The following is a 17,170-nucleotide window of genomic DNA, read 5'->3' as shown; positions in this document are numbered from 1 at the left end:
TTATAAATTTAATTAGTTTCTTTAAAAATAGCATCTATTCCATTGGAAAGAGTAAATATCCCTATATGACCTAATCCATGACGTCGTAATGAAATCATTTTATTTTTTTCTTCTTTTTCTCCCAAAATAATCATATAAGGAATTTTGTTTTCTTCAGAATCCCTGATTTTCTTATCAATTTTCTCGTTCCTTTCATCAATAAACACACGAATATTATGATTTAACATCAAATTTAAAATTTTTTTTGCATAAATTATATATTTATCACTTATAGGAAGAATAACGGCTTGATTAGGAACCAACCACAAGGGAAGATTTCCTTTTGTGTGTTCTATAAGAAGAGCGATTAAACGTTCTAAAGAACCAAAAGGGGCACGGTGGATCATAACTGGACGAAGTCTCTCATTATTTTTTCCCTTATAATATAAATCAAATCTTTCAGGCAAATTATAATCTACTTGAATAGTTCCTAGTTGCCAGTTCCTTTCCAAAGAATCTTTGATAAGAAAATCTAATTTAGGACCATAAAAAGCTGCTTCTCCATAATGAAGAGAGGCATCTAGTTTTTCTTCTTTAACAGCTTGAATAATAGCATTTTCAGCCATTTCCCAATTTTTATCCGATCCAATATAGTTATGGAGTTTTTTGGGATCTCTCAATGAAACTCTAATCGTATATTCCAAAAAACCTAAACGACGAAATACGTAAAAAACTAAATTTATGACTTTTTTAAACTCTTCCAATAGCTGATCATCCGTACAAAAAATATGAGCGTCATCTTGTGTAAAACATCTCACTCTTGTCAGACCATGAAGTTCTCCACTTTGTTCATACCTATAAACGGTTCCAAATTCTGCAAAACGTTTAGGAAGATCACGATAGGACCATTCTTGAGAACGATAAACTTCACAATGATGAGGACAATTCATTGGTTTCAATAGGAATTCTTCTTCTGAATGAGGAGTTTGAATCGGTTTAAAACTGTCTTTCCCATATTTCTCCCAATGTCCGCTTCTCACATACAATTTTTTATGTCCAATATGTGGAGTCATAATCATCTCATATCCTGATTTTTTCTGAATATCCGTCAAAAATTCTTCTAAATTTCTTCTAAAAATTGTTCCTCTAGGTAACCATAATGGCAATCCCGTTCCAACTCTATCAGAAAAAATAAAAAACTTTAGTTTTTTCCCTATTTTTCTGTGATCCAGATTAGAAACTGAATATTTATTCATTATACGAATCAAATAAGTTAACTATAACTTTTTGAAAAAAAGTTACGAGTTTTTTCATTTTATTGATAAATATAATGCAGCTGCCATTAAACTACCAAGAATAGGTCCTAATACAGGAATAAAAGCGTAATCCCAGTTACTCTTTGTTTTTCCACCATATAAAGAAATTATAGAATATACAATTCTTGGACCTAAATCACGAGCAGGATTAATAGCATATCCCGTGGTTCCCCCTAAAGATAATCCAATTCCTAATATAATTAAAGCGGATGGAAAAGCTCCAAAATATCCTAATCCTACAAGGGGATATTTTTTTTCATCAAAAAAAATAGACTCTTCTGTAAGGTAGAAAGTAACAAACATAAAAATAAAAGTGGCTAATATTTCACTCAATAAATTAGAATATAAATTTCTTATAGAAGGATTTGTAGTGAATACAGATAATTTATCTTGTTCATTTTTAGTTTCTGAGAAATGATCTTTATATAAAATCCAAACCAATAAAGACCCCAACATAGCTCCTATAAATTGGGAAAATATATAAACAGGAACAAGATTCCATTTAAACTTTCCAATTATAGCGTACCCTATTGTTACAGAAGGATTTAAATGTCCACCACTATAAGGAGCGGAAACTAATATTCCCATAAAAACAGCTAATGCCCATCCAATAGTGATAGTGACCCATCCACCATCTCCATGTCCTTTTGTTTTAGACAATAGAACATTGGCCACTACTCCATTTCCTAAAAAAACCAAAATCATGGTTCCTATAATCTCTGCAGATATTTTTGTCATTATTATTATTATAATTAAAAACTTTATTTGCTAGACCAAGAACGTGTTGTTTTTATTGCTTTTTCCAACCTTGAATTCGTTCCAAACGACTTGACATCCCTTTTGGTTCAAAAACCTGTTCTAATTTCCATTTATCTTGAATATCATCCAAACTAGTCCAGTAATTAACAGCTAATCCAGCTAAATAAGCAGCACCTGCTGCTGTAAGTTCAGAGATTTTGGATTTAACTACTTTGACATTTAAAATATCAGATTGAAATTGCATTAATAATTTATTAACCGTTGCTCCTCCATCTACACGAAGTTCTTTTATAGAAATCCCAGAATCTGCTTCCATAGCTTTAAGAACATCCATATTTTGAAAAGCAATACTTTCCAAAGCGGCACGTACGAAATGGGCAGAAGAAGTCCCCCTAGTAATTCCAACAATAGTCCCTCTAGCTTTTTGATCCCAGTAAGGTGCCCCCAAGCCAGAAAATGCAGGAACCATATACATACCTTCCGTATTATCTACTGAAGAGGCTAATTTTTCCGCTTCACTTGAAGATAAAAGTAAACCTAACCCATCTCTAAGCCATTGCACAACTGCTCCAGCAATAAATACACTTCCCTCTAAAGCATATTGAACCTGATCTTTAATTTTCCAAGCAATAGTAGTTATTAAATTATTTCGAGAGAAAACAGGAGTTTCTCCAACATTCATTAACATAAAACAACCTGTTCCATAAGTATTTTTGACCATTCCAATTTTAGTGCACATTTGACCAAATAGAGCGGCCTGTTGATCTCCAGCAATTCCAGATATAGGAATTTTATGGGATAAGATATGACCCGTAGTATAACCAAAAATTTCACTAGAAGACTTTACTTCTGGAAGCATTTTTTTTGGAATATCAAATAATTTGATTAAATCTTGATCCCAACTAAGGGTATGAATATTAAAAAGCATGGTTCTAGATGCATTAGTGACATCCGTTACATGAATTTCTTTACCGGTTAAATTCCATATCAACCATGAATCTATAGTTCCAAAAGCTAATTTTCCAGAATTAGCTTTTTTCCTAGCTCCTGGAACATTTTCTAATATCCATTTAATTTTAGTAGCAGAAAAATAAGGATCTATAATAAGACCGGTTTTTTTTCGAATCATTTCAGTCAAACCGTCACACTTCATCTGATCACAATAACTAGATGTCCGTCTGTCTTGCCATACTATCGCATTATAAATAGGCTCTCCAGTTTTTCTATCCCATACCACAGTTGTTTCTCTTTGGTTAGTAATTCCTATTGAAACAATATTTCTCCCTTCTAAATTTGCTTTTAAAATTGCCTCTAAAGCTACTGAAGCTTGTGTAGACCATATTTCTTCTGCATTATGTTCTACCCATCCAGGATAAGGATAAATTTGTGTAAATTCTCTTTGAGCTACGGATATAATATTTCCAATCCTATCAAAAACAATAGCTCTAGAACTAGTAGTTCCTTGATCTAATGATAGCACATATTTTTTCATAAGCATATAATGATGTTCTCTCTGACTTAAACTGGATAATAATATTGCATAGCTAACTCTTTGAAAGCAGATACCTGTGATTTTTCCCATGTTTTATCTCGAGAAAGTTCTTGAGCCATTAATGCTGCTACTCTTGGTGCTATATCTATCGCTTTTTTAGCATTTAAAAATAATAAACGAAACCTTCTTGCTAAAACATCTTCAATCGTTCTAGCCATTTCATGACGGACCATCCAAATAACTTCTGCTTCAGTACAATAATAAGAAGGACATTTAGATATTAAGGGTTTTTCCCATAGAGGATTTTCCTCAATTAATTTTTGAATGCGAGATTCATCCTCTCCATAAATTTTCAGATTTTTTGTTATAGAAGGAACTTTATTTAATTTTCCTATTTCAATAGCTTTATTGACAGTTTCTTCTGCCATTTTTCTATATGTTGTCCATTTTCCACCTATGATAGTTACTAGTCCAGAAGGACTAATCATCAGTTTATGAGATCTAGATATGTCTTTAGTATGAGTGTAAGCAGAAGAAGAAAAATGACGAGGAACAAAAAGAGGACGTAAACCTGAAAAAGCACTTAGAATATCCTTTTTTTTCGGTGTATATACAAAGTATTGTTTAAAAGTATGTAGAATAAAATCTATTTCTTTTTCTAAAGGTTTAGGATCAAGATCACTCTTATCTAAACAAGTATCTGTAGTTCCTATCAAAACATGATCATACCATGGAATACTAAAAAGAATTCTACCATCCGTAGTTTTTGGAATGACTATAGCATTGGAACTGCTAAAAAATGATTTTTTTAAAACAATATGCGTCCCTTGACTAGGTTTTATTAAAATAGGCCATGTAGATTCATCCATTTTAGAAATAGAATCTGAAAAAACCCCTGTGGCATTAATAACTGTTTTTGAAAAAATAGAATACTTTTTTTTAGTTTCAAGATCATAAGCTATCACTCCAGATATTTTTCCTATTTCTTTAATAAGATTTTTTACTTGAAAATAATTCAACACGACTCCTCCTTGCTGAACACAAGTTTTGGCTAAATTAATAGCCAAACGAGCATCATCAAACTGTCCATCATAATATAAAATACCTCCTTTCAAACTATTTGGTCGAATTTCAGGAAATATTTTCAGTATTTCATTTCTGGATAAAAATTGAGATTTTCCAAAACTAAGAGAACCAGCTAACCATTCATAAAATTTCAAACCAACCCAATAAAAAAAACCCATTCTCCAACTAAAAATAGGAATAACAAATCGTTGTTTTTTTACCAAATGAGGAGCATTTTTCAACAAATGTCCTCTTTCCTGTAAAGCTTCATAGACTAATTTTATATTTCCTTGAGCCAAATATCGTATTCCTCCGTGAATTAATTTAGTACTACGACTAGAAGTTCCTTTAGAAAAGTCAGATTGTTCTAAAAGAAGAGTTTTATAACCTCTAGAAGCTGAATCTAAAGCTATTCCCAATCCTGTCGCTCCCCCTCCAATAACCAAAACATCCCAAATATTTTTTTTTTCTAAAATTCCTAAAAATCTTTCTCTATTTAAAAAACCTTTCATCATGGTTTACTCATTCATATACATAATAATTCCATCAAAAATTGTATATCATCCCCATTTGGGTCTTGAAAAAATTATTCATATCAAACGAACAAAATTAAAAATATTTTCAATAAAAGAAAATTTTTATTAAAATTAATCCAATATAAACAACCTATCTACTATTTTCTTTATTAATCATTTTAGATAAAAAATTTTTTATCATTTTGGATCCTGAACTAGCATGAATAGTTTTCATCATTTTACTTATGCTATAAAATTGTTTTAAAAAAAGGTCAATTTCTCTTAAGGAAACTCCAGAACCTTTTGAAATTCTTTTTTTCTTCTCACATCATCAAGTATTTTTGGATGATTTCTTTCATATGGAGTCATAGATAGAATTATAGATTCTATTTCTTTGAAAGAATCTTTTTTTCGTTTTTATGCTCAAAAAATCTATCCATGCCAGGAATCATGGACATAAGATTCTTCATACTTCCTATTTTTTTTACTTGTTGAAGTTGTTCTAAAAGATCCTCAAAATTAAAACGATTTTTTGAAATTTTCTTATAAATCTTTTGAGTTTCTTTCTCATTAAATTGTTCTTGAACTTTTTCTACTAAAGAAACGATATCTCCCATTCCTAAAATCCTATTAGCTATTCTTTCTGGGTGAAAAATTTCTATATCTTCTATCTTTTCTCCATTACTAATAAATTTTATAGGTTTACCAATGACACTAGACATAGTAATAGCTGATCCTCCTCTACTATCTCCATCTAATTTAGTCATTACTATCCCATCAAAATTCAGAGTATGAGAAAAAATTTGAGCCGTATTTATAGCGTCTTGTCCAGTCATGGAGTCCACAACGAATAAAGTTTCATCTGGGTTAGAATACTGATAAATTTTTTGAATTTCATCCATCATCTTTTTATCAATAGCTAATCTACCTGCAGTATCAATAATAACTACATTATACTTTTTTTGAGAAGCATAAATAAGAGATTTTTCAATAATCTCTATTACATTTTTATTTTCTTTTAAAAAAAAATAAGGAAGATGAACTTTATCTGCAATAATTTTCAGTTGATCTATAGCTGCAGGACGATAAATATCTGCAGCTACTAATAAAGGATTTTTTATTTTTTTTTCTACACAAAAAAAAGCGAGCTTAGAAGAAAAAGAAGTCTTGCCACTTCCTTGTAAACCGCAAATCAAAATAATGGAAGGATTATTAGAAATATTTATTTCTCTATTTTTTTTCCCCATGAGGGTGACTAACTCATCATATACTAGTTTTATAATTAGCTGTTTTGGATTTAAAGAAGTTAATACTTTTTTACCTATAGATTTTTCTTTAACTTTTTGAACAAAGGTTTTAGCAATCTTGTAATTAACATCAGCATCAATAAGAGCTCTACGAATTTCTTTCATAGTCTCTGCAATATTTATTTCAGTTATTTTTCTATTTCCCTTTAAAATATGAAAAGCTTTATTCAATTTTTTTTGTAAATGTTCAAACATAAACGTTTATTTTTTTTTACATACGGTCAAGCATTTTTATGCCTAATAAATTCATTCCAGATTTTAAAATGTTCCCTGTCACATGAATGATATTCATACAAATATTACTATGAATTACATTTAAAGGGTTTATTACTCTTGTATTTTGATACAAATGGTTAAATATTTTAGCTACTTCATAGATATAATTAGCTACTAAAGAAGGATTCAAATCTCTTGCAGATTTTTTTAATATTAATGGATATTTTTGAAGAATTTTAATCATTTTTTTTTCATGTATATCCAATTTTTCATTAGAAAAATCCTTATGAGTCAAGGAATAAAAACAAGTAAATTTTCGTTCTATTGAACGAATTCTCGAATAAGCATATTGGATATATGGACCTGTCTTTCCCTTGAGATCTATAGACTTATCAGGATAAAAAATAATCCTTTTCTTAGGATCTACTTGTAAGAAATGATACTTTATAGCTCCAACTCCTATTATTTCTGCATATTTTTCCTGTTCTTCTTTTGGAAAATCTTTTAAAAAATTTTTTTTTACAATAGAAGACATTTCCGATATCAAACTATCAGCATCTATAATATTCCCTTTTCTTGATTTCATTCTTCCACTTGGCAAATCTACCATTCCATAAGAAAGATGAGTTAATTTTTTCACCCATATGTATCCTAAACGTTTCAGGATAGTAAAAAGTACTTTAAAATGATAATCTTGTTCTTTCCCTACAATATAAATGAGTTGATCTATATCATCATACTTTCTAAAACGCTCTACAGCAGTTCCTATGTCTTGGGTGATGTATACAGAAGTTTCATCTGATCGTAATAAAAGTTTTTGATCAAAACCTTCTTTAATTAAATCCACCCAAATAGACCCATCTTTTTTTTGAAAAAAAATTCCCTTTTTAAAACCCTCTTTTATGATATTTTTTCCAATTTCATAAACATCACTTTCATATTCTACTTGGTCAAAAATTATTCCTAATTTTTTATAAGTTTCTTTGAATCCTTCATAAACCCATTTATTCATTCTTTTCCAAAGATTCCTAGTTTCAGAATCGCCTGATTCCCATTTTTTTAACATATTTCTAGTCTTTTTGAGAATTGGAATATAATTCTGATTATTATAATTTATTTGAGAAAATTTTTGAACTTCTTCACAATAAATTTTCTCAAATAAATTATAATATTTTCCCACGAAATGGTCTCCTTTCATCCCTACCCTATCAGGGGTTTCTCCTTTTCCTAATTCTTTCCAAGCTATCATAGACTTACATATATGTATTCCTCTATCATTAATTATCTGTATTTTAGTAGTTTTATATCCAACCATTTTCAATATTTCGGATAAAGAATAACCAATAAGACTATTTCGAATATGACCTAAATGAAGAGGTTTATTTGCATTGGGAGAAGAATATTCAATCATGATATTTTTATCAGACAATTTTAAATCATAAAAATTTTTATTTAACATATTTATAAGAAGATAAAGATAATAACTGTCCTTAAAAATAAAATTTAAAAACCCCCCAACAATAGAAAAACTAATCAAACCTTTTAATTGATCCTTTACGTAATTTCCAATATTTTTTCCAATTTCTTCTGCAGGTTTTTTTAATATTTTAGACAAAGAAAATAAAACAAAAGTAATATCTCCTAGATGTTCTTTTTTAGTATATTGAAAATCCAACCTAGGACAAGGATCTAATCTGTATAAAATAGAAATGGATTTTCTGATGGTCCCCTCTATAGATGGAAAATCATCATTCATAAGACTACAGAAATCTTTTTAATTTTAATCTCCATCCAAAAGGATCTTCCGAAAAGTTATGCTGAATGTCTAATAGTTTTTTCTTCAATAAAATAGATGTTCTTTGATCATCTGGAATATCTGGTAAAGAAAAATTTACCCCTTGATAACTAATAGTTTGAAAATAATTCACCACTACGGCTGTTCCACAACCAAAAGCTTCTTTTAAGGCTCCTTTTTTTAATCCATCTATTATTTCTGAAACACTTAAATCTCTTTCTTCTATATCTATTCCTTCTTTCTTAGCTAAAGCAAGAAGACTTTTGCAAGTGATTCCACTTAATATATTTTCATTAGCTCGTGGAGTAATGAGTTTATTTTTCAACCAAAAAAAAACATTCATCGTTCCCAATTCTTCAATCCATGTATGAGTGGATGAATCTGTCCATAAGATCTGATCGAAGCCTTCTTCTCTTGCTAATCTAGTAGGATAAAAAGAAGAGGCATAGTTTCCAGCAGCTTTAGCAAATCCAACTCCTCCTGATGCAGAACGACTATATTTTTCTTCTATTTTTATTTTTAAGGGATATTCATAATAAGCATCTACCGGGGTAGATATAATCATAAATAAATAATCCTTAGATGGTTTAGCAGATAAAACTCTATCCATTGCAATTAAGAAAGGACGAATATATAAAGATTGTCCATAATGTTTTGGGACCCAATCTCGATCTATATCTATTAGTTTTTTTAATCCATTCATAAATATAGATTCTGGAATAGAGGGCATTTCTAAACGTTTAGCAGATCTATTTATTCTTTTAAAATTTTCTTCTGGACGAAATAAAAAAACTTCTTCATTTTTATCTTTATAAGCTTTCATTCCTTCGAAAACAGCCTGTCCATAGTGAAATACAAGAGATTTTGGAGAAATGTTTATATTTTCGAATGGTTTAATGATTGAATTCTTCCATTCTCCGTTTCTAAACTCTGAACAAAACATGTGATCCGAACAATGATTTCCAAAAGAAATATTGTTAAAATCTATCTCGTCTATTCTAGAATGTAAGGTTTTTTCTATTTTCATAACGGAAAAAAACTTTATCTTTAAGATTCCAAAGATAATTAATAATAAATATTTTATTCTTTATTTTTTGCAAAAAAAATATTAATAATCCTAAATTTTCTAACTATCCTGCATGATTTTTAATACTTTTTCTACAATGTTTTCAACAGATGGTTTTGAAAAATAATCTCCATCAGATCCATAAGGAGGACGATGTTCTTGAGCCGTAATTGTAATAGGAGGACTATCTAAATAATAGTATCCGCTTTGTTCTTCTAATACTTTTTGAAGAATATAAGCAGAAGCACCTCCTGGAACATCTTCGTCTATAATTAATAATCTATTTGTTTTTCTTAAGCTTTTTCCAATATCTTTTTGAAGATCAAAAGGCAATAGAGATTGAATATCAATTATTTCAGGATAAATATTTATTTTAGATAATTCTTCTGCGGCCTCATGAACAATTCTCCATGTAGAACCATAAGTAACAATCGTAATATCCTTTCCTATTCTAGTCACTTCTACTATTCCAATAGGAGTTCTAAAATAACCTAAGTTTTCCGGAAGTTTTTCCTTTATTCTATAACCATTTAGACATTCAATCACTAAAGCTGGATCATCTCCAGCTAAAAGAGTATTATAAAAGCCCGCAGCTTTTACCATATTTCTTGGAACAAGTACAAAAATTCCTCTTAAATAATTGATTATTCCTCCCATAGGGGAACCAGAATGCCAGATCCCTTCTAAACGATGTCCTCTTGTTCGAATAATAACGGGAGATTTTTGTCCTCCTTTTGTTCTGTATTGCAAACAAGCAAGATCATCACTCATAATTTGCAAAGCATACAGGATATAATCTAAATATTGAATTTCAACTATAGGACGAAGTCCACGCAAAGCAAGACCAATTCCCTGTCCAAGAATAGTTGATTCACGTATTCCCGTATCAAAAACTCGTGATTCTCCATATTTTTTTTGAAGACCTTCTAGTCCTTGATTTACGTCTCCAATTTTACCGACATCTTCTCCAAAGATTAAAAGATCAGGGTATAATTCTAATAACTTATCAAAATTCTCTCTTAAAACGATTCTTCCGTCTACTTCACAAGAATTTTTCTTATTATATACCGGAAAAACTTCGGAAAGTTTTACGGAAGCTTTTTCAGAAATGCTATATAAATGTGAAGAATAGTTCTCTTGTTCTTCCTGGTATTTTTTTTTAAACCATTTTATCAGACATTCTTTCTGATAAGACTCTTCTTTCGAAAGAAGATACAAAGATCTTCGTACAACACGAAAAATGGATTTTTTTGTATGTAACTGTTTAATAGTGAGCAATTCTTTGATAGAATTTTTTATACATTTTTTACGTGGAAATGCATATTGCAATTTTTTCAAAATACTAACAGCTTCATTCTTTATTTTTTCAATAGGCTTTTGAAACGCTTCCCAAGCTTTTTTTTGTTCCTGAAGAACATATTCTTTGGCTTCTACATCTATTTTATTCAGAAAATCTCCATCCGCGATCTTTTTAACAAGGCCAGTGTCTGTTTTAAACTGAAAATTCAAAATCCAATCCCTAAATTTTTTGATTCCATCGTTTTTCATTTCCCATTCTAAACGCTCTTTAGATTTATATCGTTCATGTGATGAAGAGGTAGAATGTCCTTGTGGTTGGGTGAGATCCGTAACATGTATTATAACTGGAATATGTTCATAACGAGCTATTTTATCTGCTTGAACATACGTTTTTGTAAGGTCCATGTAATTGGATCCATTTACACGAAGGATTTCTATTCCATTTTCTTTTTGAGTTCTCTGAAATCCGGATAAAAGATCGCTAATATTTCGTTTTGAAAATTGATACTTATTAGGAACGGATATTCCATAATCATCATCCCAAATAGAAAGGATAATAGGGATTTGTAATACAGAAGCGGCATTCACGGTTTCCCAAAACAAACCTTCAGAAATGCTTGCATTTCCAATGGTTCCAAAAGCGACTTCATTTCCATTATGAGAAAACATTTTATGTGTTCTCTTCAAATTTCTTAAATTCTTATAAATTTTAGAAGCTTGAGCCAGACCTAATAGTCTTGGCATTTGTCCAGCTGTAGAAGAAATATCTGCACTAGAGTTTTTTTGTTTTATGAGGTTTTTCCAATTTCCATCTTTGTTCAGAAGACGTGTTCCAAAATGAGAAGTCATCATTCTACCAGAAGAAACAGGTTCTGCTTCTAGATCAGAATGCGCATATAATTGAGAAAAAAAACTTTTTACATTTAAAACTCCAATAGCCATCATAAAAGTTTGATCTCTATAATATCCAGATCTAAAGTCTCCATTTTTAAAAACTTTAGCCATAGCTAGTTGAGGGATTTCTTTTCCATCTCCAAATATTCCGAATTTAGCTCTTCCATTTAAGACTTCTTTACGACCTAGAAGACTTGTTTCACGACTAATTCTTGCTAATTTATAATCAGTCAAAATCATTTTTAGAAACAAATCGAAAGAGGTTTTCCCTTCATTTCCCCCCATTCCAGATTTTCTACTATTTTTATTCATTAATACTAATTTTTTTTGTATGAAAATACAGTTTTCAGATTTTCTTAACAAAAAAGAAAAAATGAAGTTTATTTTTGATATATTGCTTAATAAAAAAACAAAAATGATCTCTCACATGATGGGAAAAATCACATTGGCTGTCATCAAGCCGGATTCTGTTGAAAAAGGATATATAGGGCCTATTTTGTTTCATATAGTCAATGCAGGATTTTATATTAGGGCACTTAAAATGACGGATCTTTCTAAAAGATCTGCCAAGAAATTTTATGCAGAACATAAAGAAAGTCTTTTTTTCGATTCTTTAGTGAATTTTATGTCTTCCGGACCAATAGTTTCTATTCTTCTAGAAAAAGAAAATGCAGTAGAAGATTTTAGAACTTTAATAGGAGATAAAAATCCCATTCATGCAGCTGAAGGGACTATACGAAAGTTATATGCAAGTTCTTTAGAAAAAAATGCGATTCATGGATCAGATAGTAATCAAAATGCTTTTAGAGAATGTCTATTTTATTTCTCTCATCGCGAAATTTTCTGGTAATTCAACTTAATTCCAAAAATTTGTATTTTGTAATTAGAATTAGGAAGAAACATTTAAAATGAAAAAAAGTTTTTTAATTATTATTTCCACTATTTTAATCTTAATATTTGTAATCAGTTTATGGATAACTGGAACATATAATCAACTAGTCAAATTGAATGAAAACATAAAAAAACAATGGAGTCAAGTGGAAAACGTTTATCAAAGACGAGCAGATTTGATTCCAAACTTAGTAAAAACGGTAAAAGGATCTGCTACTTTTGAAAAAAGTACTCTGAATCAGGTCATAGAAGCAAGAGCAAAAGCAACTTCCATGAATATAAATCCCAATAATTTAAATCAATATCAAATAAGTAGGTTTCAAAGAGCGCAAGAAGGATTACAAAGTTCTCTTAGCAGATTATTATTAATTGTGGAAAATTATCCTCATCTAAAATCAACACAAAATTTTTCAGAATTACAAAATCAATTAGAAGGAACAGAAAATCGTATTAATGTGGAAAGAAACAGTTTTAATGATCAAGTAAATCATTTTAATACTTATAGAAATAAATTTCCAAAAATTATCATCGCAAATTTTTTTCCTCAATTTAGAGAAAAAGGATATTTCAAATCTCAAATAGGATCAGAAAAAGCTCCTATTGTAAATTTTCAGGATTAGAAAACATAGCAAAAAAATTTTAGATGAAAAAAATTCTAAAAGAAGTTATTAAATTTTTACTCATTTTACTAATTTTCACAAATTTAATACAAGGAAAACAATTAAATATCCCTGATAAACCAAAAAAAATATATCCCGTTAACGACTATGCAGGAGTTTTATCCCACATTCAAATACAAAAATTAAATGAAAGACTCATTCAATATTCAAAAAAAACCTCCACAGAAATTTTAATTTCTATTGTTCGAGATCTTTATGGAGAAGATCCAAATTTTTTAGCTTCTAAATGGGGAAATAAATGGCGTATTGGAAAAAAATATAAAAACAATGGAATTATCATATTATTATCTATTAACGATAAAAAAATATCCATACAAAATGGATACGGAATAGAGCCATACTTGACCGATTTTACCACTCGACGCATCATCCAAAAAATAAAACCTTTTTTAAAGAAAAATCTATACTATGAAGCTATAGATATCAGTATTAAAGATATATTCAAAATCATGAAAAATGAATATATAAATAAGGAAAACAAAAAAAACCATTTTTCCAAATGGAATTTGGCTTTTTCTATTAGTGTTTTTTTTATTATATTTTTTTTCTTATGTAAAAAAGTAATAGACCCATCATCATTAAATATATTATTTTTAACGAATATTCTATTCAAAAAAAAATATTCTGATAATGAAGATAATTTTGACGGATTCGGGGAAGGTGGAAATTTTTGGAGGTGGTGGATCATGCGAAAACTGGTGATCTAATCTAGATTTTTATTTTTTTTTGTTAAAAATTCTTCAAGATGAGCTATTTTTTTCAAAGTATCACTTTCTTTCTTTTTTTCCTTTAAAAGGATTTCTTTTGGAACAGATTTCACATATTTATTGTTGGATAAATTCTTCCGAATCATAGATAATAAATTATAAAAATATTGAATTTTTTTTTCAATGTGAATAAGATCTCTTTTCTTAGAAGAATACTTTCTATCTAAAGATAAAAAATATTTATCCGTTCCTAAAAAAAAGGAAAAAAATTGTTCTTTTTTAGGTTTTTTTAAAACATGAATGATTTTAGATAAGTTTGCTAATTTTAATATTATGGAATGGGATTCTTTCTCTGCTCCTTCTTTCAGATAAAATAAAACTAAACTTTTTTTATAAGGAATATTCATTTTATTTCTTATAGAACGTATTTGAGATATAATTTGAACAGCCCTTTCAAAAGAAACTAAAATTTTATGATTATAGGATTTTTTTTTAGGCCAAGAAGAAATAATTAAAGCTTCTTCTCTTGTTCTTTTTTTAAGAAGACTCCAAATTTCTTCTGAAAGAAAAGGCATATATGGATGTAATAATTTTAACACATTCTCAAACCACTTAATTGTATTTAAATAGACGGGTTTAGATATCCCTTTTCCAAAAACAGGTTTAATAATTTCAAGAAACCAAGAACAAAAATCATTCCAAATTAATTTGTATAAAATCATCAATGATTCATCAAATTTATATTGATGAAAATATTTTTCAAAAATTTCCAAAACATGATAAAAACGATTTTCAAACCATCTAATAGCCTTTTTAGATGCTTCAGGAAGATCTTTATTTTTTTCTTCTATCTTCCAACTTTTTATCAGACGAAAAGCATTCCATATCTTATTAGAAAAATTTCTTCCTTGTAAACAGATATTTTCCTCAAAATGAAAATCTTTTCCTGCACTAGCTCTTAGCATAATCCCCATACGAACAGCATCTGCTCCATATTTTTCAATTAAATCTACAGGATTTGGAGAATTATTTAGAGATTTAGATATTTTCTGATTTTTATCATCTCTTACTATTCCAGTAAAATAAACCTTCTTAAAGGGTTTTTTTTCTGAAAAAAAACCAGCCATAATCATACGTGCAACCCAAAAAAACAAGATATCTGAACCTGTTACTAAATCTTCAGTAGGATAATAATAAGATATTTCTCGATTATGGGGATGAATAAATCCATCAAATACAGACATAGGTAAGATCCAGGAAGAAAACCATGTATCTAGAACATCTGGTTCTTGTCTAATTTTATCATCCTTTAAATGAGGATCATGACTTTTAATTTTCGCTTTTATTAAGGCTTGTTCCAAGTTTTCTGCTACTACAAAATCATTTTTTGAATTTCCATAATAATAAACTGGGATACGATGTCCCCACCACAATTGTCTAGATATATTCCAATCACGAATTTTATCCATCCATTGAAAATAAATTTTTTTAAATCTACTTGGATAAAATCGGATTTCTCCATTTTTAACTGCTTCTACAGCAGGAATAGACATTTTTTTCATCTTTAAAAACCATTGAAGAGACAATTTTTGTTCTACTACGGTTTTTGTTCTTTCTGAGAATCCAATTTTTTGATTAAAGTTATCTACCTTAGACAGAGCTCCTAAGGTAGATAACTCTTTTATTATATTTTTTCTCACTTCAAAACGATCCATTCCTTTATAATGAAGACCTTTTTCATTGAGAGTCGCATCTTCATTAAAAATATCAATTATCTCTAAATGATATGTATCAGCAATAGCTTTATCGTTTATGTCATGAGCTGGAGTGATTTTTAAACATCCTGATCCAAAATATGGATCTACATATGAATCTTGAATAATAGGAATCAATCGATTGATTATTGGGATTCTAGCATATTTTCCCTTTAAATGAAAATAACGATTGTCATCTGGATGAAAACAAATAGCTGTGTCCCCAAACATGGTTTCAGGACGAGTCGTAGCAATAGTCACAAAATATTTTTCCCCTTCTATTGGATATTTTATATAAAAAAGTTTTCCTTTTTGTTCTCGATAGAAGACTTCTTCATCAGAAATAGTAGTTTTAGCTTCTGGATCCCAATTCACTACACGATACCCCCTGTATATATATCCCTTCTCATATAAATCTATAAAAACTTTTGTAACAGATTTGGATAATTTCTTGTTCATAGTAAATTGAACACGGTTCCAATCACAAGAACACCCCAATTTTTTTAGTTGATTTAAAATAATGTTCTTATGTTTCTCAGACCATTCCGAAACATGTGATAAAAATTTATCTCTTCCTATAAGGATTTTAGACAATCCTTTTTCCTTTAATTGATGAACTACTTTTGCTTCTGTAGCAATAGAAGCATGATCCATCCCGGGAATCCAACAAGGATTGTATCCTTTCATTCTTGCATATCTAATCAATATGTCCTGTATAGTATTATTCAAAATATGTCCTATATGAAGAACTCCAGTAATATTAGGAGGTGGCATCAAAATTGTATAAGGAGGCTCCTTTCCTGGTAAAGAAAAAAAATAATTTCCCTTCATCCAATGATGATAGATTCTATTTTCAACAGATTTTGGGTCATATTTAATTGGAATATCCATAAATTTAAAAATATAAAAAAAAATGAAAATTATACTGATTTCTGCTGTTTCTAGCAATGGATTTATAGGAAAAAATAATCAATTAATGTGGCATTTACCTAATGATTTAAAACGTTTCAAAAATATGACTTTTGGAGAACCCGTTCTTATGGGTCGGAAAACTTTTGAATCCATTGGGAAAATTCTTCCAGGAAGAAGAAATATTATACTAACAAAAAAAAATAAAATACATTTCTTCTCCTCAACTAATAATAATAAGAATAATCCTCGCGGAACTTTTGAAGTATATTCTTCTTTGAAACAGGTTTATGACTTAAATTATAAAAAAATATTTGTGATAGGAGGAGAGAAAATCTATACTTCTACTATAGATAAAGCTCATATCATAGAATTAACTGTAATTCACAAAAAATTTTACGGAGATGCAAAATTTCCAAAAATTTCTCTTAGAAAGTGGAAAAAAACATATGAATTTTTTCATGAAAAAGATAAACATCATTTATATAATTACAGTTTTATACGATATGAAAGAAAAGACTAATTA

The 17,170-nt window shown here is 29.2% G+C and carries 11 protein-coding genes and 2 pseudogenes; 4 read left to right on the top strand and 9 right to left on the bottom strand.

Features of this window, described 5'->3' with window-relative positions; translation table 11 throughout:
* Nucleotides 1-8: 8 nt before the first annotated feature.
* The 8 genes and pseudogenes from thrS to BLBBOR_RS02255 all read right to left on the bottom strand — a co-directional run bounded on the left by thrS (nt 9) and on the right by BLBBOR_RS02255 (nt 12,015).
* Complete coding sequence (thrS, locus tag BLBBOR_RS02290; RefSeq protein ID WP_015370824.1) at nt 9-1,235, bottom strand: threonine--tRNA ligase; 1,227 nt, start codon at nt 1,233-1,235, stop codon at nt 9-11.
* A gap of 54 nt (nt 1,236-1,289) precedes the next feature.
* Nucleotides 1,290-2,033, bottom strand: a complete 744-nt coding sequence (locus BLBBOR_RS02285; protein WP_015370823.1) for an MIP/aquaporin family protein — start codon at nt 2,031-2,033, stop codon at nt 1,290-1,292.
* A 23-nt stretch (nt 2,034-2,056) separates the two neighbouring features.
* Nucleotides 2,057-3,552, bottom strand: a pseudogene (gene glpK, locus BLBBOR_RS02280) (glycerol kinase GlpK).
* A gap of 20 nt (nt 3,553-3,572) precedes the next feature.
* On the bottom strand, nt 3,573-5,126 hold the full coding sequence (locus BLBBOR_RS02275) for a glycerol-3-phosphate dehydrogenase/oxidase (RefSeq protein WP_015370821.1): 1,554 nt from the start codon (nt 5,124-5,126) through the stop codon (nt 3,573-3,575).
* 151 nt (nt 5,127-5,277) lie between these two features.
* Nucleotides 5,278-6,628: pseudogene (gene ffh, locus BLBBOR_RS02270) on the bottom strand (signal recognition particle protein).
* A 16-nt stretch (nt 6,629-6,644) separates the two neighbouring features.
* Nucleotides 6,645-8,405: an arginine--tRNA ligase gene (gene argS, locus BLBBOR_RS02265; protein WP_015370819.1), complete on the bottom strand. Its 1,761-nt coding sequence runs from the start codon at nt 8,403-8,405 to the stop codon at nt 6,645-6,647.
* A 4-nt stretch (nt 8,406-8,409) separates the two neighbouring features.
* Complete coding sequence (locus BLBBOR_RS02260; protein ID WP_015370818.1) at nt 8,410-9,471, bottom strand: branched-chain amino acid aminotransferase; 1,062 nt, start codon at nt 9,469-9,471, stop codon at nt 8,410-8,412.
* A 99-nt stretch (nt 9,472-9,570) separates the two neighbouring features.
* Nucleotides 9,571-12,015, bottom strand: coding sequence for a thiamine pyrophosphate-dependent enzyme (locus BLBBOR_RS02255; protein ID WP_015370817.1), 2,445 nt, complete (start codon nt 12,013-12,015; stop codon nt 9,571-9,573).
* A gap of 115 nt (nt 12,016-12,130) precedes the next feature.
* Here BLBBOR_RS02255 and ndk point away from each other — a divergent pair, with 115 nt between their 5' ends.
* From ndk to BLBBOR_RS02240, 3 genes are read left to right on the top strand one after another with little or no spacing between them, the layout of a single operon-like run.
* The gene (gene ndk / locus BLBBOR_RS02250; protein ID WP_045118252.1) at nt 12,131-12,553 is read left to right on the top strand and encodes a nucleoside-diphosphate kinase; all 423 of its coding nucleotides are present in this window, start codon (nt 12,131-12,133) and stop codon (nt 12,551-12,553) included.
* A gap of 58 nt (nt 12,554-12,611) precedes the next feature.
* Nucleotides 12,612-13,214, top strand: a complete 603-nt coding sequence (locus tag BLBBOR_RS02245; RefSeq protein WP_015370815.1) for a LemA family protein — start codon at nt 12,612-12,614, stop codon at nt 13,212-13,214.
* A gap of 23 nt (nt 13,215-13,237) precedes the next feature.
* Nucleotides 13,238-13,981 carry a YgcG family protein gene (locus tag BLBBOR_RS02240; RefSeq protein ID WP_015370814.1) on the top strand — a complete coding sequence of 248 codons (744 nt, stop codon included), beginning with the start codon at nt 13,238-13,240 and terminating at the stop codon, nt 13,979-13,981.
* Here BLBBOR_RS02240 and BLBBOR_RS02235 read toward each other — a convergent pair.
* Entirely contained in the window at nt 13,978-16,626 is a 2,649-nt protein-coding gene (locus tag BLBBOR_RS02235; protein ID WP_015370813.1) for a valine--tRNA ligase, read from the bottom strand. The two genes, BLBBOR_RS02240 and BLBBOR_RS02235, sit on opposite strands and share 4 nt — an antisense overlap.
* 22 nt (nt 16,627-16,648) lie before the next feature.
* Between BLBBOR_RS02235 and BLBBOR_RS02230 the strand changes: the two genes are divergently transcribed.
* Nucleotides 16,649-17,167 carry a dihydrofolate reductase gene (locus BLBBOR_RS02230; RefSeq protein WP_015370812.1) on the top strand — a complete coding sequence of 173 codons (519 nt, stop codon included), beginning with the start codon at nt 16,649-16,651 and terminating at the stop codon, nt 17,165-17,167.
* Nucleotides 17,168-17,170 lie beyond the last annotated feature (3 nt).

This window comes from Blattabacterium sp. (Blatta orientalis) str. Tarazona (genome assembly GCF_000334405.1).
In the GTDB taxonomy this organism is placed as follows: domain Bacteria; phylum Bacteroidota; class Bacteroidia; order Flavobacteriales; family Blattabacteriaceae; genus Blattabacterium.
The sequence above is the reverse complement of the archived record's forward strand: the minus strand, read 5'-3'. Positions and strand labels throughout refer to the sequence as shown.

Coding starts and splice junctions, on each gene's coding strand:
- argS (WP_015370819.1), bottom strand. CDS start 8,405: ATGAATGATGATTTTCCATCTATAGAGGGGACCATCAGAAAATCCATT.
- BLBBOR_RS02275 (WP_015370821.1), bottom strand. CDS start 5,126: ATGATGAAAGGTTTTTTAAATAGAGAAAGATTTTTAGGAATTTTAGAA.
- BLBBOR_RS02245 (WP_015370815.1), top strand. CDS start 12,612: ATGAAAAAAAGTTTTTTAATTATTATTTCCACTATTTTAATCTTAATA.
- BLBBOR_RS02285 (WP_015370823.1), bottom strand. CDS start 2,033: ATGACAAAAATATCTGCAGAGATTATAGGAACCATGATTTTGGTTTTT.
- BLBBOR_RS02255 (WP_015370817.1), bottom strand. CDS start 12,015: ATGAATAAAAATAGTAGAAAATCTGGAATGGGGGGAAATGAAGGGAAA.
- BLBBOR_RS02230 (WP_015370812.1), top strand. CDS start 16,649: ATGAAAATTATACTGATTTCTGCTGTTTCTAGCAATGGATTTATAGGA.
- thrS (WP_015370824.1), bottom strand. CDS start 1,235: ATGAATAAATATTCAGTTTCTAATCTGGATCACAGAAAAATAGGGAAA.
- BLBBOR_RS02235 (WP_015370813.1), bottom strand. CDS start 16,626: ATGGATATTCCAATTAAATATGACCCAAAATCTGTTGAAAATAGAATC.
- BLBBOR_RS02260 (WP_015370818.1), bottom strand. CDS start 9,471: ATGAAAATAGAAAAAACCTTACATTCTAGAATAGACGAGATAGATTTT.
- BLBBOR_RS02240 (WP_015370814.1), top strand. CDS start 13,238: ATGAAAAAAATTCTAAAAGAAGTTATTAAATTTTTACTCATTTTACTA.
- ndk (WP_045118252.1), top strand. CDS start 12,131: ATGATGGGAAAAATCACATTGGCTGTCATCAAGCCGGATTCTGTTGAA.